The sequence below is a fragment of the Melioribacteraceae bacterium genome (assembly GCA_030584085.1).
Lineage (GTDB): Bacteria > Bacteroidota > Ignavibacteria > Ignavibacteriales > Melioribacteraceae > SURF-28.
Window position 1 is genome coordinate 2,451,301 of record CP129490.1, and the last position, 19,882, is coordinate 2,471,182.

General features: G+C 35.3%; 17 protein-coding genes and 4 tRNA genes. 1 reads left to right on the top strand and 20 read right to left on the bottom strand.

The features are described from left to right. Window positions 1-17 precede the first annotated feature (17 nt). The 18 genes from rpoB to QY331_11340 form a co-directional block, all read right to left on the bottom strand. A complete protein-coding gene (gene rpoB / locus QY331_11255) occupies window positions 18-3,797 on the bottom strand; it encodes a DNA-directed RNA polymerase subunit beta (protein WKZ68528.1) in 3,780 nt (1,259 codons plus the stop codon). Between the two features lie 124 nt (window positions 3,798-3,921). Then, window positions 3,922-4,299, bottom strand: coding sequence for a 50S ribosomal protein L7/L12 (gene rplL, locus QY331_11260; GenBank protein ID WKZ68529.1), 378 nt, complete (start codon window positions 4,297-4,299; stop codon window positions 3,922-3,924). 33 nt (window positions 4,300-4,332) lie between these two features. Further along, the gene (gene rplJ / locus QY331_11265; protein ID WKZ68530.1) at window positions 4,333-4,854 is read right to left on the bottom strand and encodes a 50S ribosomal protein L10; all 522 of its coding nucleotides are present in this window, start codon (window positions 4,852-4,854) and stop codon (window positions 4,333-4,335) included. 69 nt (window positions 4,855-4,923) lie between these two features. Beyond that, the gene (rplA, locus tag QY331_11270) at window positions 4,924-5,631 is read right to left on the bottom strand and encodes a 50S ribosomal protein L1 (GenBank protein WKZ68531.1); all 708 of its coding nucleotides are present in this window, start codon (window positions 5,629-5,631) and stop codon (window positions 4,924-4,926) included. Window positions 5,632-5,654: 23 nt separating this feature from the next. After that, entirely contained in the window at window positions 5,655-6,080 is a 426-nt protein-coding gene (gene rplK, locus QY331_11275) for a 50S ribosomal protein L11 (protein WKZ68532.1), read from the bottom strand. Window positions 6,081-6,100: 20 nt separating this feature from the next. Next, window positions 6,101-6,646, bottom strand: a complete 546-nt coding sequence (gene nusG / locus QY331_11280) for a transcription termination/antitermination protein NusG (GenBank protein ID WKZ68533.1) — start codon at window positions 6,644-6,646, stop codon at window positions 6,101-6,103. 2 nt (window positions 6,647-6,648) lie between these two features. Then, window positions 6,649-6,831: a preprotein translocase subunit SecE gene (gene secE, locus QY331_11285; GenBank protein WKZ68534.1), complete on the bottom strand. Its 183-nt coding sequence runs from the start codon at window positions 6,829-6,831 to the stop codon at window positions 6,649-6,651. Window positions 6,832-6,854: 23 nt separating this feature from the next. Continuing rightward, window positions 6,855-6,930 (bottom strand) — tRNA-Trp (locus QY331_11290). Window positions 6,931-6,934: 4 nt separating this feature from the next. Beyond that, the gene (gene rpmG, locus QY331_11295) at window positions 6,935-7,102 is read right to left on the bottom strand and encodes a 50S ribosomal protein L33 (GenBank protein ID WKZ68535.1); all 168 of its coding nucleotides are present in this window, start codon (window positions 7,100-7,102) and stop codon (window positions 6,935-6,937) included. Between the two features lie 62 nt (window positions 7,103-7,164). Then, window positions 7,165-7,237, bottom strand: a tRNA-Thr gene (locus QY331_11300). A 12-nt stretch (window positions 7,238-7,249) separates the two neighbouring features. Then, window positions 7,250-7,323, bottom strand: a tRNA-Gly gene (locus tag QY331_11305). A 168-nt stretch (window positions 7,324-7,491) separates the two neighbouring features. Further along, window positions 7,492-7,575 (bottom strand) — tRNA-Tyr (locus QY331_11310). 151 nt (window positions 7,576-7,726) lie between these two features. Further along, complete coding sequence (locus QY331_11315; protein ID WKZ68536.1) at window positions 7,727-9,265, bottom strand: YifB family Mg chelatase-like AAA ATPase; 1,539 nt, start codon at window positions 9,263-9,265, stop codon at window positions 7,727-7,729. Between the two features lie 53 nt (window positions 9,266-9,318). Then, on the bottom strand, window positions 9,319-10,932 hold the full coding sequence (locus QY331_11320) for a T9SS type A sorting domain-containing protein (GenBank protein WKZ68537.1): 1,614 nt from the start codon (window positions 10,930-10,932) through the stop codon (window positions 9,319-9,321). Window positions 10,933-10,966: 34 nt separating this feature from the next. Further along, on the bottom strand, window positions 10,967-11,461 hold the full coding sequence (gene nuoI, locus QY331_11325; protein ID WKZ68538.1) for an NADH-quinone oxidoreductase subunit NuoI: 495 nt from the start codon (window positions 11,459-11,461) through the stop codon (window positions 10,967-10,969). Between the two features lie 19 nt (window positions 11,462-11,480). Then, window positions 11,481-12,512, bottom strand: coding sequence for an NADH-quinone oxidoreductase subunit NuoH (gene nuoH, locus QY331_11330; GenBank protein ID WKZ68539.1), 1,032 nt, complete (start codon window positions 12,510-12,512; stop codon window positions 11,481-11,483). 17 nt (window positions 12,513-12,529) lie between these two features. Next, window positions 12,530-14,212: a 2Fe-2S iron-sulfur cluster-binding protein gene (locus QY331_11335; protein ID WKZ68540.1), complete on the bottom strand. Its 1,683-nt coding sequence runs from the start codon at window positions 14,210-14,212 to the stop codon at window positions 12,530-12,532. Window positions 14,213-14,230: 18 nt separating this feature from the next. Next, a complete protein-coding gene (locus tag QY331_11340; GenBank protein WKZ68541.1) occupies window positions 14,231-15,502 on the bottom strand; it encodes a pitrilysin family protein in 1,272 nt (423 codons plus the stop codon). 180 nt (window positions 15,503-15,682) lie between these two features. On the opposite strand from QY331_11340, the gene QY331_11345 reads away from it, so the two are divergent. Continuing rightward, on the top strand, window positions 15,683-17,902 hold the full coding sequence (locus QY331_11345; protein WKZ68542.1) for a hypothetical protein: 2,220 nt from the start codon (window positions 15,683-15,685) through the stop codon (window positions 17,900-17,902). A gap of 85 nt (window positions 17,903-17,987) precedes the next feature. Here QY331_11345 and QY331_11350 read toward each other — a convergent pair whose 3' ends face one another. Both QY331_11350 and QY331_11355 read right to left on the bottom strand, forming a co-directional pair. Next, window positions 17,988-18,440 (bottom strand): YhcH/YjgK/YiaL family protein, encoded by a 453-nt coding sequence (locus tag QY331_11350; GenBank protein WKZ68543.1) that lies wholly within the window; start codon window positions 18,438-18,440, stop codon window positions 17,988-17,990. 110 nt (window positions 18,441-18,550) lie between these two features. After that, the gene (locus QY331_11355) at window positions 18,551-19,765 is read right to left on the bottom strand and encodes an aminotransferase class I/II-fold pyridoxal phosphate-dependent enzyme (GenBank protein ID WKZ68544.1); all 1,215 of its coding nucleotides are present in this window, start codon (window positions 19,763-19,765) and stop codon (window positions 18,551-18,553) included. Between the last annotated feature and the right edge of the window lie 117 nt (window positions 19,766-19,882).

Below are 19,882 nucleotides of genomic sequence, written 5' to 3' on the forward strand. Positions count from 1 at the left end.
ATCTCCTAAAAGTTTAACTAGTTAATTTTGATATCCAATGCTAAGCCTTGCAATTCTTTAATCAACACGCTAAAGGCTTCAGGAATATTTGGTGTTGGAATGTTTTCGCCTTTAACGATAGCCTCGTAAGTTTTTGCTCTTCCTGTAACATCATCACTTTTTACTGTTAAGATTTCTTGAAGCACATGAGCTGCACCATAACCTTCAAGCGCCCAAACTTCCATTTCTCCAAATCTCTGTCCACCGAATTGTGCTTTACCACCAAGCGGTTGTTGAGTAATTAACGAGTATGGTCCTATTGAACGAGCGTGAATCTTATCATCAACCATATGCCCTAATTTGAGCATATAAATATATCCGCAAGTAACTTTTTGATGGAATCTTTCACCTGATCTTCCATCATATAACCAAGTTTTACTTCCTTTATTTAATCCGGCTTCTTCCATCCAACCTTCTACATCTTTTACTGAAGCGCCATCAAAAATCGGAGTTTCAAACTTCAATCCTAATTGTTTACCAACCCAACCAAGTGCAGTTTCATATAACTGACCAAGGTTCATACGTGAAGGTACGCCAAGTGGATTTAAAACTATATCAACAGGTGTTCCGTCTTCGTGATAAGGCATATCTTCAACCGGTACTACTTTCGCAACAACACCTTTATTACCGTGGCGACCTGCCATTTTATCACCAACAGTTATTTTACGTTTTTTAGCAACGTATACTTTAGCAAGTTGAACAATGCCAGGAGGAAGTTCATCACCTGATTGAATTTTAAGTTTCTCTCTTTTGTATTCTTCTTCCATCTCTGATTTGATATTGAAGTAGTTTTTAAAGAGAGTTTTTATCATTTCATTGGTTTTCTTATTATCAAACCAATCATGTGTGTAATCTAATTTTGTGACGTCTTCAATATTTGTGTAAGTATCATCTTTTATCGAAGTACCGCTCCTTAAAACAACACTTCCGTCAAGATCACGAATTCCGGTAGTAGTTTTACCATTTGAAATTTTCGTAAGCTTTAAAACCAATTTATTATAATGGTTCTCAACTTTTCTGCTATAATTAGATTCGAGTGCATCTAATTCTTTCTTTTCAATTTTTTTAGATTCGGCATCTTTTCTTTTTCTGCTGAAAAGTCTTGTTTTAATTACAATACCTTTTAATCCGGGAGGTGCTTTTAATGACGCATCTTTCACATCACCTGCTTTATCCCCAAATATTGCTTTAAGAAGTTTTTCTTCAGGTGTCGGATCAGTTTCTCCTTTTGGTGTAATTTTACCAATTAGAATATCACCTTCTTTAACTTCAGCACCTTCTCTAACAATACCATTTTCATCTAAATCTTTCGTTGCTTCCTCGCTAACGTTAGGAATATCACGGGTTAATTCTTCTTCGCCACGTTTAGTTTCTCTAACTTGCAATTCAAATTCTTCAATATGAATTGAAGTATAGACATCTTCCGCGACTAATCTTTCACTTAATACGATCGCATCTTCAAAGTTATAACCACGCCAAGGCATAAAAGCAACCGATACGTTTTTACCAAGAGCTAATTCACCATTTTCAGTAGCAGGGCCATCAGCTAAAACATCCCCTTTCTTTACAACTTGGTCAGTTTTAACAATTGGTTTTTGATTAAAACATGTTTCCTGGTTTGTACCGGAAAATTTTGTAAGATTATATTCTACTCTTCTTTCATCATCAAAGTTTGTCAATGCTTCAAAACTGTTTGCATCAACTTTGTACTTAACAATTAATTTTTTTGAATCGGAGTATTCAACAACACCATCATCTTCTGCAATAATTAAATTTCTAGAATCTCTCGCGGCTTTCCACTCCATACCTGTACCGACAATCGGTGCACTAGGTGTTAATAACGGTACTGCTTGACGCTGCATATTAGAACCCATGAGAGCTCTGTTCGCATCATCATGTTCTAAGAATGGGATTAGTGCTGCGGCAACAGAAACGATCTGTGCCGGAGCTACGTCCATATAATGAATAGTATCCGGAGTAACGACCGGATATTCATCCTTAAATCTTGATTTAACTCTTGGATTAACAAATTTTCCACTATTATCCAAAGGAGCATTAGCTTGAGCTATAACAAATTCATCTTCTTGATCTGCACTTAAATATTCTACATCATTAGTTACTTTACCATTTTTAACTTTTCTATACGGTGTTTCCAAAAATCCTAAGTGATTTACTTTTGAAAAAATAGTAAGAGATGAAATAAGACCAATGTTCGGACCTTCGGGAGTTTCGATCGGACAAAGCCTTCCATAATGGGAATGGTGAACGTCACGAACTTCAAAACCGGCTCTTTCTCTGGTCAAACCACCCGGACCTAATGCAGAGACTCTTCTCTTGTGAGTTAACTCAGAAAGAGGATTGGTTTGATCCATAAATTGAGATAACTGATTTGTACCGAAGAATGCGTTAATAACACTACTTATTGTTCTTGCATTTACCAAATCTTGTGGTTGCATGTTTTCCTGATCGCGCATATTCATTCTTTCCTTTATTGTACGCGCCATTCTTGCAAGCCCAACATTATATTGTTGCATTAACTGTTCACCAACAGTTCTAACTCTTCTATTTCCAAGGTGATCAATATCATCTATTGCAACATTACCGTTTTTCAATTTGATGATATTTTTCATAATTGCAATTATATCTTCTATAGTAAGGATTTTCACATCAGGCGAAATATCCAAACCTAATTTGTCATTCATTCTAAAACGGCCAACTTCACCTAAGTCATATCTTTTTTCATTAAAGAAAAGTTTATCAATTAAACCCTGTGCGGTATCAACATCAGGAGCTTCACCTGATCGCAATTGTCTATATATCGCAAATAAAGCTTCTTCTTTAGTTTTGGCTGTATCTTTTTTAAGAGTGTTCAGAATTAAGTCTTGATCAACTGATGTTTCCAGAGTAATCAATTCAACTTTTGTGAGAGAAGATCCTTTGAGAGCTTCGATAATTTCTTCAGTTAGTTCTTCGTCTTTCTGTGCGTAAATTTCACCTGTTGTAGTATCAATTATATCACTAGCAGCAACTCTTCCTGTATGTTCTTCGATATCTAGTTTCTTAACTGATACTTCTTCAATTAAACTGAATAGATTTAAGATTTCCTCGTCAGTTGTATAATTTAAAGCTCTGAGAAGTGTAGTAGCCGGGAATTTCTTTCGTCTATCTATATACACATACATCACATGATTAATATCCGTTGCAAATTCAACCCATGAACCTCTAAAAGGGATAATTCTGGCTGAATAGATCGGTGTTCCGTTAGGGTGCACGTTTTGCGCAAAGGCAACACCAGGTGATCTGTGCAACTGACTTACAATAACTCTTTCCGCACCGTTGATAATAAATGTACCTCTTTCGGTCATATAAGGAAGGTTTCCTAAGTAAACTTCCTGTTCAACGGTATTCACAAATTCTTCCGTTTGATCATCACGCGTTGAAAGCCTTAATCTAGCTTTCAAAGGAGCCGAATAAGTTAATCCCCTCTCTTCACATTCTTGAATCGAAAATCTTGGTTTTTCAATTGCATAATCAAGAAAATCGAGTCTATAAAATTCTTTGTTATCAAGAATTGGAAAATTTGCTGTAAATACAGATTGCAGCCCTTTATCTTCTCTTTCTTTATTAGGAACTTTTAACTGTATAAAATCTTCGAAGGATTCAACTTGTATGTTCAATAAATCTGGTGCATCTATAACGGAGGATATGGACGAGAACGTGATTCTGTTTGTCAACTTATTAATTTTTGATTTATCCAAACTAACCTCCAAATGTGAAATTATAATCTTTGTTTGTCATTTTAAGAAATGACAGAAAGTGGTAAGACGTACTTCACCATCTTACCACTTCGGCATTTTTTTACAATTTATATGATATTGCAAACTACTTTAATTCTACTGTAGCGCCTGCTTCTTCAAGTTCTTTCTTGATTTTTTCGGCTTCGTCTTTTGAAACAGCTTCTTTAACAGGTTTTGGTGCACTATCAACAAGATCTTTTGCTTCTTTCAATCCTAATCCGGTATGAGCTCTAACAACTTTAATAACGTTGATTTTCTTATCACCAACACCAGCTAAGATAACATCAAATTCGGTCTTTTCTTCAGCTGCAGGAGCTGCGCCGCCAGCTGGAGCCGCACCCATTACCATCGGAGCCGCTGCTGTAACACCAAATTCTTCTTCTAAAGCAGTTTTTAATTCTGCTGCTTCAACTAAGGTCAAACCCTTAATTTTCTCAACTATTTCTGCAATTTTCTCTGACATTTTATAACTCCTTTGTTTGATTCTTTCTAATAATTATGCTGCTTCTTTTTTACTGATTTGATCGATGCAGCTAACAACATCTCTCATTACAGCGTTAATTGCGCCGACAATACCAGTTGCCGGATTAGCGATACTTCCGATAATGCTTGCCATGATTTCATCCTTAGTAGGCATTGATGCAAGTATTTCCAACTGATCTTCGCCGTAATAAGTTGAATCGATATAGCAACCTTTGAATTTCAGATTCTTTTTATCATCAAAATATTTTTTAATGATTTTTGCCGGGGCAACAAAATTTTCTCCGGCAAAAGCAATACCGGTCATACCGGTAAGCTGACCCAAAAATTCATCGTATCCACCAGCATCTTGCAGCGCACGTTTTAAAAGCGTATTCTTAAAAACTTTATAAGTAGTTCCCTCTTTTTGAAAATCACGTCGAAGCTGACTAACATTTGCAACGTTAATCCCGTGATAATCAACAAGGAAAAGAGCAGTTGAATTGCTTACCAAGTCTTTAATTTCCGCAACGGATTCTGCTTTTTCTTGCTTATTCATCTTACTCCCATGAAATTGACATTATATAAATAATGTAGAAGCATTTATTTATATGAGTGCGTAAACTTTTTAATCTTGTTTTACGGCGGAAGCAGTTTCATCTTTTGAAATTCTCAAACCAGGACCCATGGTACTGGAAAGATATAAGCTTCTTACGTATTGACCCTTCGCTGAGGAAGGTTTCATTTTCATAATAGTTTTGATAAAAGCTTTGGCATTTTCTTCTAACTGCTGCTCAGTAAACGATAATTTACCAAGCGAAGCGTGAACAATACCCGCCTTTTCAACTCTAAATTCGATTTTCCCGGCTTTGACTTCTTTAACGGCGAGAGCAACATCGTTGGTAACTGTACCGCTTTTAGGATTCGGCATTAAACCTTTTGGTCCTAAAACTCTACCTAATTTACCTAGCTCAGCCATAGTATCGGGTGTGGCGATAATTACATCAATATCAGTCCAGCCACCTTTAATTTTTTCAAGATAGTCTTCAAATCCGGCATGATCAGCCCCGGCTGCTTTAGCTTCATCAGCTTTTGCACCTTTGGCAATCACAAGCACTCTAACTTCTTTACCTGTTCCGTTCGGAAGTGAAACAGTGCCTCTAACCATTTGATCAGCGTGTCTAGGATCAACCCCAAGACGAATTGCACAATCAAGAGTTTCGTCAAACTTTACAGATGATAACTCTTTTAATGATTTAATTGCATCGGTTATAGAGTACTCTTTATTCTTGTCGAATTTTTCTCTAATTATTTTTACTCTTTTGGAACTTTTCATTTAACTACCCAAAATTTAGTAACTTAATCTTCTACTGTTATTCCCATGCTTCTTGCAGTACCGGAAACCATGCTCATTGCATGATCAACATCTGTCGCGTTAAGATCCGGCATCTTCATTTCAGCAATTTCTTTTACTTGAGCTTTTGTAACTTTTGCAACTTTTGTTTTATTTGGTTCCGCGGAACCTTTTTCAACTTTGGCAGCTTTTTTTAATAACACAGCTGCAGGAGGTGTTTTTGTGATAAATGTAAAGGATTTATCCGCATAAACAGTAATTACAACAGGTATAATTAAACCAACTCTATCTTGTGTCTTTGCGTTAAATTGTTTACAAAACTCCATGATGTTAACGCCTTTTTGACCAAGAGCCGGTCCAACTGGCGGAGAAGGATTAGCTTGTCCTGCCGGAATTTGTAGTTTGATGTAACCATCAATTTTCTTTGCCATAAGTCAACCTACTTAATAAATTATTTTTCAAATTCTGCTTGAACAAAATCGATTTCCACAGGTGTTTTTCTGCCAAAAATGGAAACCATAACTTTCATTTTCATTTTCTCTTCATTCACTTCTTCAATCAGACCGGAGAAATTGTTGAACGGACCATCAATAATTTTAACGAAATCACCGGTTCTAAATAGAGTTTCGGTTCTTTCGGTATCATCATTTTTGGAAATTCTTCCAACAATTCTTTTGACTTCATCGGGTTGAAGTGGAACGGGAGCATTTGCATTACCAAGAAAACCCATAACCGAAGGTGTGTTTGAAATAAAATCCTTAACACGGTTATCAATATCGGCTTGAATTAAGATATAACCTGGGAAGAAATTCTTAGTTTTAGTTTTCTTTTTACCGTCTTTAACTTCAAAAACTTTTTCGGTTGGAACCAAAACTTCGAATATTCGTGCACGAAGCTCATCGTTATCAGCCAATTCATTTTCAATCAGCGTTTTAACTTTATTCTCATGCCCGGAAAAAGTTCTAACAACGTACCATTTTGCGATGTTTTGATCCAATGTTAAAATAATCCTCTCATTATTTGCGAAACAGCCATGTCAACCGCATAAGTAAAAGCAGCGAGCATTAAGCAAACAACAATAACAATAGTTGTAGATTCTTTTAATTCATCTTTAGTTGGCCAAGTTACTTTTTTCATTTCCTTGACCACATCATTAAAAAAGTTGATAATTTTTTCTTTCATCGTGTTTCCACTTTAAGCTTTCATGGCACGAGAGGAGGGACTCGAACCCCCAACCTGCGGTTTTGGAGACCGCTGCTCTGCCAATTGAGCCACTCTCGTGTGTTTATTTAGTTTCTTTAAAAATTACGTGTTTTCTTACAACTGGATCGTATTTCTTAAATTCTACTCTACCAGGATGATTTCTTTTATTCTTGGTAGTCACATATCGGTAGCCTGTACCAGCAGTGCTTTCTAATATGATTCTTTGTCTTATGTTTTTGCTTTTAGCCATTATAACTCCGGTAAACAATTTCTTTCTTAATCAGTGAAGCTTAACTTCACAAAATATCTTTGAGCTGATGACCGGGATTGAACCGGTGACCTCATCCTTACCAAGGATGTGCTCTACCAACTGAGCTACATCAGCAGGTTTTTGTTGAGCGGGAGACGGGACTCGAACCCGCGACCAACAGCTTGGAAGGCTGTGACTCTAGCCAACTGAGTTACTCCCGCTTATAAAAATAATTTCAATATTTAATGAACAAATGAACGCAAAAAATCTCAGTACAATAGAATTTCTATTGAAAAGAGAATATAATCAACATATGTAAATCTGGAATGATCGGCGAAGTACGATAACAACGGGATTGTGATCTCCTTCAAACGATCTGAGTATTTGTGTGGGGAGGGAGGGAATCGAACCCCCTAAGGCGTAAGCCAACGGATTTACAGTCCGCCCCAACTCTCCTACTTTGGCGCCTCCCCATGCAATTCGTCAAAATGTAAAAAACACGAGCAATAAATATAGAGTGAATTATTTTGAAAAGCAAGAAAGGTTTTTATTAAAAATTGGTTGGGTCTTTATACATATAAAAAACAAGTTTCTCCAAGAAACTTGGTTTATTCATAAAAAAAATTAGTGATTCCACAACTCCCTATCCAAACTGCGGTATTGAATTGCTTCACTAATGTGAGCCGGCTGAATATCAGCACTTCCTTCCAAATCTGCTATTGTGCGGCTTACTTTTAATATTCTATCATATGCTCTTGCCGAAAGACCAAGTTTTGTCATTGCCATTTTAAGTAACTCAGAACTTTGTTCATCAAGTTTACAATATTTTCTGATTTCTTTTGTGGGCATATCTGCATTATTATGAATTGACGGAGTGTCATTAAATCTTTTCAACTGAATATTTCTTGCTGTAACAACTCGTTTTCGGATATCGTTTGACGTTTCACCTTTCACATTTGAGGATAATTCCTTGTACTTAACTGCAGGAACTTCAATATGAATATCAATTCTGTCTAATAACGGCCCGGATATTTTTGACATGTATTTTTGAATCATTCCTGAATTACATGTACACTCACGATTAGGATCAGTATAAAAACCGCAAGGGCAAGGATTCATTGCCGCGGCAAGCATAAAATTTGCCGGAAATTCAAGCGACATTTTAGATCTGCTTATTGTAACTTTATAATCTTCCATTGGTTGACGCATAACTTCCAAAACATTCTTTTTGAATTCGGGTAGCTCATCTAAAAATAAAACTCCGTGATGTGCAAACGAAACTTCTCCCGGACGAGGGAATGTACCACCGCCAATTAATGCTGCATCGGAAACAGTGTGATGAGGACTCCGAAAAGGACGTTCTGTAATTAATGCTCGTTCTTTACTTAAAATTCCGGCAACCGAATGAATTTTTGTAGTTTCGATTGCTTCATTAAAAGTCAATGGAGGTAGAATAGATGGGAATCTTTTTGCCAACATCGTTTTACCAGAACCTGGTGGCCCGATCATTAGGATATTATGTCCGCCGGCTGCGGCAACTTCCAACGCACGTTTCACGTTTTCTTGTCCCTTAACATCCGAGAAATCAAGATTGTAAGAATTTACATGTGAGAACACTTCTTCTTTTTTGGTGACAATTGGTTCGAATTCTTTATCATTATTAAGAAAGGAAATTACATCGAGTAAGTTTTCCATACCAAAAACATTAAGTCCATCTACAATCGATGCTTCTTTTACTGAGTCTTTTGGAAGAATTAAATTTTTAAGTCCGCGTTTTCTTGCTTCAACCGCAATCGGCAGACCACCTTTTATCTTTCGAAGCGAACCATCCAAAGAAAGTTCACCTAGTAAAAGAGTTTCTTCCAGTTTAGTATTGCTAACATTTTCTAATGCTGCTAAAATTCCTATTGCAATCGGTAAATCAAAAGCGCTTCCTTCCTTTTTTACATCAGCCGGAGCGAGATTGATTGTAACTTTCTTTTTAGGAAATTGAAACCCACTGTTTGATATTGCAGCGGTTACCCTTTCTTTACTTTCTTTTACTGCGGAATCGGGTAAACCAACTATACTAACACCCGGGATCTGTTTTTCTATGTGTGTTTCGACTTCAACGAGGAATGCATCAATGCCGTAAGTTGTGCAAGCAAATACTTTAGATAACATTTTCTTCGAAATTTAATTGTGTGAAATATCAATATAATGATTTTATAGAAAAATCACTTTGCTAAAATCATTTTCATGACTTCCAGTTCATCACCAGACTTAATTTCACATAGATATAAGCCGGAAGGAATTTCGGAACCATCAAATGAGAATTGATGTGTGCCTTCACTAAGCGGACCTTGATGTAAAACAGTCACAATCTTTCCAACAATATCATAAACTAACACTTCGAATTCATCGGCTCTAGTCACGTTAACCGAAATTGTTGTATTTGGGTTGAATGGATTCGGAAAGTTTTGATTCAATTTAAAGTGCTTGATTTTTCCTCTTCCCACTTTTGCATCGGAAGAATAGACCGAAGAGCCATCATCGTTAATTTGCTTAACTCTATAATAGATAATCTGATTATTCGAAAAATCTTGATCTGTTGTTGAATATATATTTTTTGAGTTATCAATTACTCGGATCGAATTTACATAATGATAATCGCGACCGTCATATGATTTTTCAACAAGAAATTTTTCAGCACGCGATAAATCATTTACTTCCCAGTTGATCTGAAAACTTTGTCCGTACAATGAAACGTATAAAGTCGGAGCTTGCGAAAAAATTGGAGCGGTTGATTTTACTAAACCAATTTGACCACGGTAAATAATATTTTCTGTAGCTTTATCTGAATCAAAATTATTTTGGTATAAAACACTTGAGCTATCAGCCGAATATCTATTAAAATTTTTATTCCTAAAGGCTAATCTTAAATTATTATTGAATGACCAGATTTTGATTCTTTCAACTAATAATTGATCTCTTTGTGAATCATTAAAGAAGGTGAAGGTAAAATTGTCTTGGCTGTTTATTTCAGAAATTATTCCGCTATAAATTTTATAATCGTTAGAGTAAAGTTCTACCCTATTAAATTCTTTATCTATCAATAGAAGAAAATAATTCCATCCTGCAACATTCAAGAAATATTCTCTAAAAAATTCAGCATCAAGTAAATGGCTAGTGGTTAAATACCCAAATTCTGAAATTGAAAAATTAGCAATTTCATTACCGTTTCCGTCATCTAAAGAAAACACTTTTGATTGGTTGCTTGAAAGATTCGCCCAGAACTCCACCAATATCCTTCCAGAATGATTTTCTTCGAATGTAAAATCAAATTCAACTTTTGTACTCGGGAAAATTTTTAAACATTTACCGGCACTTCTACTTTCTTTATACAAATTAATCTTTTCTGTTCGTCTTTCTATCTCGTTTTCGGACAATCTTTCATAAGATGTAATTAACAATTCAATATCCTCATTACCTGAAGCTGATAACTCAAGATTAATCTGCATTATTTCATCTTGCGAACTTGATAAATCACCCGATTCTATTTTATAGACTTTTTCAAATTGAGAATTTATATTTTCACGGTAGAACCGCATTTGCTTCTGTATTGTAGGACCTTTTAGGTAAGCTGACTTTAATGCAACTTCATTTTCGGTATGTAAAAAGAAATAAACCGAGTTGTCATCAATTGAACGGTAAACTTTTGCGGAGACAAAAAATGTTTCGCCGGTTTTTACGAATCCCGGAACTGAAACATTCCCAATTTCTACACCACTTGGAAATGTAGTGAGGGTCAAAATAAAAAATGATACCAATATAAATAGTGTTTTCTTCATAAGAATCAAAATAAATCGTACTTAGGTGTCTATATTACTTAAAGTTCCTTAAAAATTCCAGTCTATCTTGAAGCTGTTCAACAGGAACTAAAAGCTTATCTTTTCCATATAAAGCATCTTGTCTGTTGGTGTAAACCAACTCATAATCTTTGCTCATTACAATTGCTTCTTCGGGACAAACTTCTTCACAAAAACCACAGAATATGCAGCGGATCATATTAATTTCAAATTTTTCGGGATATCTTTCTTTTTCTCGATCGGTTTCAGCAGCTTGAACTTCGATAGCTAATGCCGGACAAACCCTTGAACACAACCCACAGGCGACACATCTTTCACCGGTCTCGGGTTCTTCAACAAGTACAGGCCTTCCTCGGTAAGATGCGGGCGGATCGAATTTAACTTCGGGATATTGCATCGTAACTCGCGGTCTGAACATATTTTTCAGCGTTAAAGCCATCCCCTTAGCTATTTCGGGAATGTATAATTTTTCCAGTAATGTTAAATCTTTTTCTCTTCTTTTAACCGCCATAATCTTTCCTTTTTCAGCACTAAATGTTGAAAATCATAATCAATAATGCAACCCAAACAACATTTGCAAGAGCTAACGGAAACATCACTTTCCAGCCAAGCGACATCAATTGATCATATCTGAATCTTGGGATACTCCATCTTACCCAAATAAAGAAGAATAGCATCGCACCCATTTTTACGAAAAAAGAACCAATTTGAATCAAAACGGTTAATGTCTCACCTAGCCCTAACTTATCGATATAAGGTACTTGCCATCCGCCTAAATATAAAGTTACGATTAATGCGCTTGCAATAATCATGTTTGCGTATTCAGCCAAAAAGAATCCCGCAAATTTCATGCTGCTGTATTCGGTATGATACCCACCAACAAGTTCCGGTTCAGCTTCCGGTAAATCAAATGGTAAACGATTTGTTTCGGCAAATGCAGAAATTGTAAATGTAATAAATCCGATGGGTTGTAGGATTGCGTTCCACATCCAGCCATTTTGTGATTCAACAATTGCAACAGGACTCAATGAACCGGCAAACAGTACAACACCGGCGATTGAAAATCCCATTGAAACTTCGTATGAAATCATTTGTGCAGAAGCACGAATTCCACCTAACAATGAATATTTACTGCCCGATGACCAACCGGCGAGTGTAATTCCATAAACACCGAGAGATGTCAATGCTAATACATATAAAATACCAATATTGACATCTGCTACTACAAGCGGAATATTGTAGCCAAAAATTGTGATATCCGGACCAATCGGAATAACAGCATAAGTTGAAAATGCAATAAATAAAGCGATGAACGGCGCTAAAGTATGAATCGATTTTATTGATGCACTTGGAACAATATCTTCCTTAAGTAAAAGTTTACCAACATCAGCAAAAGGTTGAAGGGCACCTCGCCATCCGACTCGATTTGGACCGATTCTGTTTTGTGTCCATGCACTGATTTTCCTTTCGAAGTAAACCAGATAAGAAACCGTCAACAGTAATACACTAACTATTATTACTATTCTTATCATCGTAATAATTACAATTTCGAGAATCGTCATTTTTGTTCCGCTTTAGATTAAACCGTTTCTTTTACTTTGATTAAATTGCCGATTTTTACACCTTGTTCACCTATAATATCATAATCCAATCCGTTAAAATCTTTATTTGATTTTACGATATCATCAAAAACATCTTCAGCCATTTGGTAATCGATGTTGCCACCCATTTCTTGTGATAACATCGAGAGTAATTTCCAACTTGGTTTTGCATTTATTCTTTTTCCGCTTGCCCATGAATCGTATTTAGTTCCGAATTTATCTAACCGGCTCATTGACATTCCTTCAAGAGACCTTTCCATTTCAGTTGTTAGAACCGCCGGTCTTATTCTTTGAATTCTTCCTTCAAAGTTTACAAACGTACCATTTTTTTCAGCATAAGCTGATGCCGGTAAAACAATGTGAGCAAGTTTTGTTGTTTCGTTTTCATTGACCGCGAATACTATTAATAGTTCTAATTTTTTTAAAGCGTTTGCATAATCTTCTGATATGACAGCAATATTATCTTCCATTATAAGAAGAGCTTTAATATTGTTTTTCTTTATTTCGGAAATGATCCCGGATAAATCTTGTCCGCTGCTTCCAGGTTTGATTCCAGTATTTTCGGCACCCCAACTATTAGGAGTTTTATCAGCTCTAATTAAAATTTCATCTTGGTCATTTTCGTTAATAAAACGTGCGAAGTCCAAATTTGAAGCAGAGAAATGTTCTTTAGCAAACTTTGCTAGTGTAAAATTATCTTCACATGTTGCGAATGCAGAACCGATAAATGCTATTTCATTGTTTTTATATTTTTTTAATTCATTTGCAGCTTTACCAATTGCTTCATCAATACTTACTTTTCTTATTTCACCATTTTCGCGAATCGATGCGCCGTTAATTCGATCATCGGCATTAACAAATTTGAATGTGTTTAATCTTCCCCAGTCGCACATCCAATAATCATTAACTTTTAAATTCTCTCTTGGAGTTAATCTTAAAATTTCATTGTTGCGAACCCACATATCTATGTTGCAGCCTCTAGCACAACCGGGACAAATTGTTTTTGTCGAGGACATATCCCAAACACGTGATTTGAATCTGAAATCTCTGCTAGTTAAAGCACCAACGGGACAAATGTCAACCGTGTTTAGTGTGTAAGCATTATCAAACTCTTCTCCGGGAAAAGTTGTGATTGTAACTCTATCCCCGCGTTGAACAAATGTAAGTTGATTTTCTTTAGCAATTTCATCAGAGAATCGAATACATCGTGAACAAGAGATGCATCGTTCACCATCAAACATGATTCTTGGTCCAAGTTCAACTCGTTTTTCTTTTCTGTTTTTTATTTCATCAAAACGGCTTTCGCCATAACCATGTTGAAATGCGTAATCTTGAAGTTTACATTCACCGGCTTCATCACAAATCGGGCAATCAAGAGGATGGTTAATTAAAATAAATTCCATCACTGCATTGCGTGCAGTTAAAGTTTTTTCTGATTTGGTGTGGACAACCATACCATCGGATGCTAATGTTGAACAAGCAATTGCAAGTTTAGGCATCTTCTCAATTTCAACTAGACAAACACGGCAGTTACCAGAAATAGATAGTTTTGGGTGCCAGCAAAAGTGAGGAATTTCAATTCCGTTTTCTCTTGCGGCTTCAATTACGGTTTGTCCTTGTTTGAATTCTAATTCTTGACCATCAACAATTAACTTTGGCATTACTAATTCCTTTTAATTTTATGCTGCTGAATAAAGCAATAAATTTTTCGAACTAATTATCACTTTATTCATAGAATCTTCATTCAACAATTGGTTTGAAATTTCTAAAATATCTGATGGTGTTACTCTATCAATGTCGGCGATTGTTTCTTTCAAAGGTTTTGTTCGATTAAAATATATCATTGAATTTGCAAGTCTGATCATTCTATTTGTCGTGCTTTCCAAACTCATAAAAATACTTCCTTTGAAGTATTCTTTGGCTTTGTTTAATTCTTTTTGAGTGATTTTTTTACTTCGCATTTTTTTGAATTCAATAGCAATTAAATCAACGGCTTTATTTATCATCTTATCACTTGTTGAAAGATATACGCCAAAAGTAGAAATATCGAAAAACGAATTTAAGAAACTATTAACCTGATACGCAATTCCGTTTTTTTCTCGAATTGATTGGAATAACCTTGAACTGCTTCCTTCACCAAGAATATGTGAAAGCAGACTTATTTGCACTCTCCTTTTATCATTGTAACCATATGTAGGTTTTCCGATAATGAAATGTGATTGCTGAATTTCTTTGTAAACATGAAGATCATCAGACTGTTTTAGAACTGTCGGTTTACGTTTTTGGGCAATACCATTAAGCGGTTTTGTTAAATATTTTTCAACAAATTTTAATAAATCATTATGCTCAACAGCGCCCGAGGCAACTATAAAAAGATTATTAAATGTATAACTTTTATTTACATACTCTCGTAAATCCTCACGCTTAAAACGGAGAATGTTTTTCTCTGTCCCGATTATCGGTCTGCTTAATTCGTTCCCGTTAAATATCGCGGATTCAAATTTATCAAATATCAATTCTTCAGGATTGTCTTCGATGTCATAAAGTTCATCAACAATAACTGTTGCTTCTTTCTTTATTTCAGAATTCTTGAATGCTGGATTTTGAATCATATCCGAGAGAACTTCAAAAGTTTTCTCAATATGCTGCGACAGTCCTCTGCCATAATAACATGTATGTTCTTTTGAAGTGAACGCATTCAAGTAACCGCCGAGTGATTCAATTTCATCTGCAATTTTTGCAGCCGATCTTTTTGTTGTTCCTTTGAAGAGCATATGTTCAATGAAGTGACTGATTCCATTATTTGAATCGTTTTCATCTCTTGATCCGGTATCAAACCAAAATCCTAATGAAAATGATTTGACATAAGGAAGCTTCTCGGAAATTACCCTAATTCCGTTTGGTAAAACAGTAATTTTATTATTTTGCAAAATATTCAGTGTTTTGTTCAATTTTATAATTACGAAATATAGAGAAATGAGTTCCTGTTATCAAGAAATCATTAAATTACAAAAGATGTTAGATAATAATTAGGATTTAATTAGAGCAAAACCTTTCACGAAATATTAATCAAGTTTTGAAAAGCTGATATCTTTTATATATAATTAATAACTACAATTTTCGGAAAACTAATGTCCAACGAAAATAACGCAAAAAAATTTTCTACCATGCCGGTTTTTTTCACTGCCATTTCAACAATATTAGGTGCAATTCTTTTTCTTCGATTCGGTTTTGCTGTCGGTACTCTTGGATTTTTTGGAGTTGTTCTCATAGTTCTTCTTGGTCACCTTGTAACAATACCCACGGCATTAGCAATTTCAGAAATTGCAACAAATAGAAGAGTTGAAGGCGGCGGGGAGTATTTTATTATTTCTCGTTCATTCGGATTAAACATCGGAGCCACAATTGGAATTGCACTTTATCTCTCTCAAGCAATTAGTGTCGCATTCTATATTATAGCTTTCACTGAAGCATTTTCTCCTCTTTTTGAATGGGTTAAGATAAACTACGGACTCGATTTACCAAGACAAGTCGTAAGCATACCAAGCATGATAATTTTAGGAGTTGTAATTATCACGAAAGGGGCAAATTTAGGTGTAAAAGCACTTTATGTTGTTGTTGGAATTTTAGCGATATCATTAATTGCATTTTTCCTCGGTTCAACAAACTATGCGGAGACACAAAACTACAGTTTGTGGGATCGTTCTTTCAGAAATTCGCAAGATTTTTTTATTGTATTTGCCATCATTTTCCCGGCATTCACCGGAATGACTGCCGGTGTTGGATTATCAGGTGACCTTAAAGATCCTAAAAAATCAATTCCTTTAGGAACTATAACAGCAACAATTCTGGGTATGATTATATACTTTTTTATTATCTGGAAACTTTCGGGTTCGGCAAGTCCCGAAGATTTGGTAAACAATCAACTTATTATGTCAGATATCGCATTATACGGATGGATATTAATACCTGTTGGTTTGGCTGCTTCAACTCTTTCAAGTGCGCTCGGTTCCATTATGGTAGCGCCTAGAACATTACAAGCAATCGGGATGGATCAATCGTTTCCAATTCGTTCATTGAACTGGATCACTTCACGAGGTAAAGGATCAATGAACGAACCTTATAATGCATCCGTAATTACTTTCATTATTGCATTGATATTTGTAAGCCTTGGTGATGTTGATGTTGTTGCTTCAATAATTTCTATGTTCTTTATGGTTACATACGGTTCAATTTGTTTGATTTCATTTTTACATCACTTCGGATCCGATCCTTCATACAGACCAACTTTTCGTTCACGTTGGTACTTTTCATTAATTGGTTTTGTTCTTTGTGTTTGGCTGATGTTTCAGATGAGTCCTACCTATGCGATTCTTTCAATAATTTTAATGATAGCGATGTACATCGGGATTAATGAATACCACAAGAACCGCAAAGGATTGGAATCAATATTTCTCGGTACAATTTTTCAACTAAGTAGAAACTTGCAAGTATATCTGCAAAAATCGAAACGACTTCGTGAAACTTGGCGACCTTCGGCAATTTGTATTTCTAAACATTCATTCGAACGGGATAAAGCTTTCGAACTTTTAAATTGGATTTCTCACCGACATGGTTTCGGAACATACCTTCACTTGATCGAAGGTTATTATTCAAAAAAATCAATACAAGAAGCTGTTCGAATTCAAGAGGATTTGATTAAACGCTCGCAAAAAATCGGCGGGAATATGATTGTCGATACAATTATCTCACCTTCCTATACTTCAGCGATTGCGCAAGCAGTACAACTACCAAGTGCTTCCGGTTTGGAAAGTAACATGATAATATTTGAATTCGATAAAAAAGAACCTTCCGAACTGGATAGAATTACAGATAATATTTCACTTACTCAAGCCGGTGATTTCGACGTATGTGTTCTCGGTTGTTCGAATAGAAATATTCGTTATGAAAACGGAATTCATGTTTGGATCAGAAGTCTTGATGATGATAATGCTAACCTCATGATTTTACTTAGTTATATTATTTTAGGTCATCCGGATTGGCAAAAAAGTTTTATAAAAATTTATAGTACTTGCAAAGAAGGAGAAATCCAATTATCAAAGGAACGTTTGAACGAACTTGTTTTGACCGGCAGACTGCCAATCACAGATAAAAATATTGAAGTCATCGAAAGAAAAGAAGGAGTTAAAATTCAATCATTGGTAAACGAAAAATCTTATGAAGCCGCATTGGTTATTATCGGTTTTCATGAAGAACGATTAAAACACGAAGGCTCTGAAATGTTTTTAGGTTATGATAATGTCGGCGATATTCTTTTTGTTGATGCTATAAATAAAAAAGTTATTGAGTAGCTTTTGAAAAACCCCGGGATTTTCCATTATTAAATTGTAATCTAAAACTTCTCTACTAAACAATAACCTGAGAAATCCCGGGGTTTTAATTCACTTTTATTTTAATTACTATTTTATGAACTTCTTCGTTCTCGCCGACTTTCAATCCCGGTTTATGTGCGTCATCGGGGAAAAATATTGCAAACTCACCATCGTTAATTTGTACATAGTCACCTTCACCGGAGAGTAACTCATAATCATTTTCTAGATCGTAATCCTGAAATTCATCCAGATAATCAATTAAGACGAATCCAATATTTTCGGAACCACTAATTATGTATTGTAAATCAATGTACTTTCTGTGAGCTTCCCAATTTTTCTCATGATCATCAACGGTAATATATTTTTGCGGGATTGCAAACACATTATCACCATCTATTTCAATTTTTTCTAACGGTAAATTTTCAAGATCGGTATTCTTTAAAAATTCGAATGCTGTTTTGAATTTTTCACCAAGACCATAATATAAATCGCTATTTGTAATTGAATCGAATATCATTTTCTATTCCTTTTTTTAATTGAAACCCCGGGATTTCCCATTATAAATCTGTAGTCATTAACTTATTAATACACAAATAACTTGACAAATCCCGGGGTTTTAATATTAACTCATTTATCAAATTCTTCTTTGTACTTCTTATAAAACGCAACAATCTTTTCATAAGCTTTTTCGAGAACATCATCTTGCGGTAAGAAAACAACGCGCATATGATTCGTTCCCGGAACTTGACCGAATCCTGTTCCCGGTACAACAACAACTCCGGTTTCTTTAATTAACTCGGCAACAAAGTGATTATCATTTTGTTTATTCAGTTCAATTTTTGGGAAAGCGTAAAATGCACCTTCGGGTTTAACGCATGAAATTCCTTCAACGGAATTCAGCATCTCATAAGTCATGTCCCTTCTCTTGTGAAGTTTTTCCATTGCAACTGCTAAATGAGATTGATCTCCCTGCAATGCCGGTTTAATTCCGTATTGTTCGGGATGATTAGCCGAAAGTCTTGCACGAAGCATTTTATTTATCGCTTCAATATAATCTTTCAACATTTCTTTTTGTCCGCTAACCACTCCCCAACCAATTCTGAATCCCGGCACCATATAATTTTTAGACAATCCGCCAAAAGTTATTACCGGTGCATCGGGACTAATAGATGCAATCGATACATGTTTTTGTCCATCGAATAAAAGTTTATCATAAATTTCATCTGCAAAGATTACAAGATTCTTTTCTACAGCTAGATCAACTAATTCTTTCAAAGTATCATAATTACTATTTGATCCCGTTGGATTATTCGGATTAATTATTATTATTCCCTTTGTCTTGTCGTTAATCTTACTTTTAATATCTTCGATATCCGGCTGCCATCCGTTTGCTTCATTTAGATAATACGGATTTTCATAAGCCATTAATTTACTTGAGATTGCTGTGTATAATGGATATCCCGGTGTTGGAGTTAAGATATTTTCACCTTGGTTTACTAATGCAGTCACGGCAAGTTCGATCGCTTCACTTGCGCCGGTTGTTACAAATATATCGTGAATATTTTTGATTCCTTTTCGTTCAGCTTCTTTTTCTATAGCTTCAATCGCTTCTTTAATCCCCGACGAAGGTGAATAACCGTTTTTGTTTTTTAACATTGCATTGTAAGTTGCATCTACCATGTGACGCGGCGGTTCAAAATCATATAAGTTAGGATCGCCGATATTTAAGTATAACATCTCTTTACCAGTTTTTGCGACTTCATTTGCTAATACAATAATATCTCTCACTGCATAAGTTATTTTTTCAGTTCTGACTGCTGGTTTGATTACAAAATTTGACATTATTTTTCCTCAATAATTAACACAAAATTGTCCTGTGAAAATTATCCCTTATTGAATTGTTTAGCAAGTTAAAAGGAATTGGAATTATTATGTAAATATGTAGGGACAACTCATGAA

Excerpts from the sequence above, each read along its gene's own strand:
- QY331_11345 (WKZ68542.1), top strand. The coding sequence starts at position 15,683 with ATGTCCAACGAAAATAACGCAAAAAAATTTTCTACCATGCCGGTTTTT.
- secE (WKZ68534.1), bottom strand. The coding sequence starts at position 6,831 with ATGAAAGAAAAAATTATCAACTTTTTTAATGATGTGGTCAAGGAAATG.
- nuoI (WKZ68538.1), bottom strand. The coding sequence starts at position 11,461 with ATGGCGGTTAAAAGAAGAGAAAAAGATTTAACATTACTGGAAAAATTA.
- QY331_11320 (WKZ68537.1), bottom strand. The coding sequence starts at position 10,932 with ATGAAGAAAACACTATTTATATTGGTATCATTTTTTATTTTGACCCTC.
- QY331_11335 (WKZ68540.1), bottom strand. The coding sequence starts at position 14,212 with ATGCCAAAGTTAATTGTTGATGGTCAAGAATTAGAATTCAAACAAGGA.
- rplK (WKZ68532.1), bottom strand. The coding sequence starts at position 6,080 with ATGGCAAAGAAAATTGATGGTTACATCAAACTACAAATTCCGGCAGGA.
- rplJ (WKZ68530.1), bottom strand. The coding sequence starts at position 4,854 with ATGAATAAGCAAGAAAAAGCAGAATCCGTTGCGGAAATTAAAGACTTG.
- rpmG (WKZ68535.1), bottom strand. The coding sequence starts at position 7,102 with ATGGCTAAAAGCAAAAACATAAGACAAAGAATCATATTAGAAAGCACT.
- rplA (WKZ68531.1), bottom strand. The coding sequence starts at position 5,631 with ATGAAAAGTTCCAAAAGAGTAAAAATAATTAGAGAAAAATTCGACAAG.
- QY331_11315 (WKZ68536.1), bottom strand. The coding sequence starts at position 9,265 with ATGTTATCTAAAGTATTTGCTTGCACAACTTACGGCATTGATGCATTC.
- nuoH (WKZ68539.1), bottom strand. The coding sequence starts at position 12,512 with ATGACGATTCTCGAAATTGTAATTATTACGATGATAAGAATAGTAATA.
- QY331_11350 (WKZ68543.1), bottom strand. The coding sequence starts at position 18,440 with ATGATATTCGATTCAATTACAAATAGCGATTTATATTATGGTCTTGGT.
- QY331_11355 (WKZ68544.1), bottom strand. The coding sequence starts at position 19,765 with ATGTCAAATTTTGTAATCAAACCAGCAGTCAGAACTGAAAAAATAACT.
- rplL (WKZ68529.1), bottom strand. The coding sequence starts at position 4,299 with ATGTCAGAGAAAATTGCAGAAATAGTTGAGAAAATTAAGGGTTTGACC.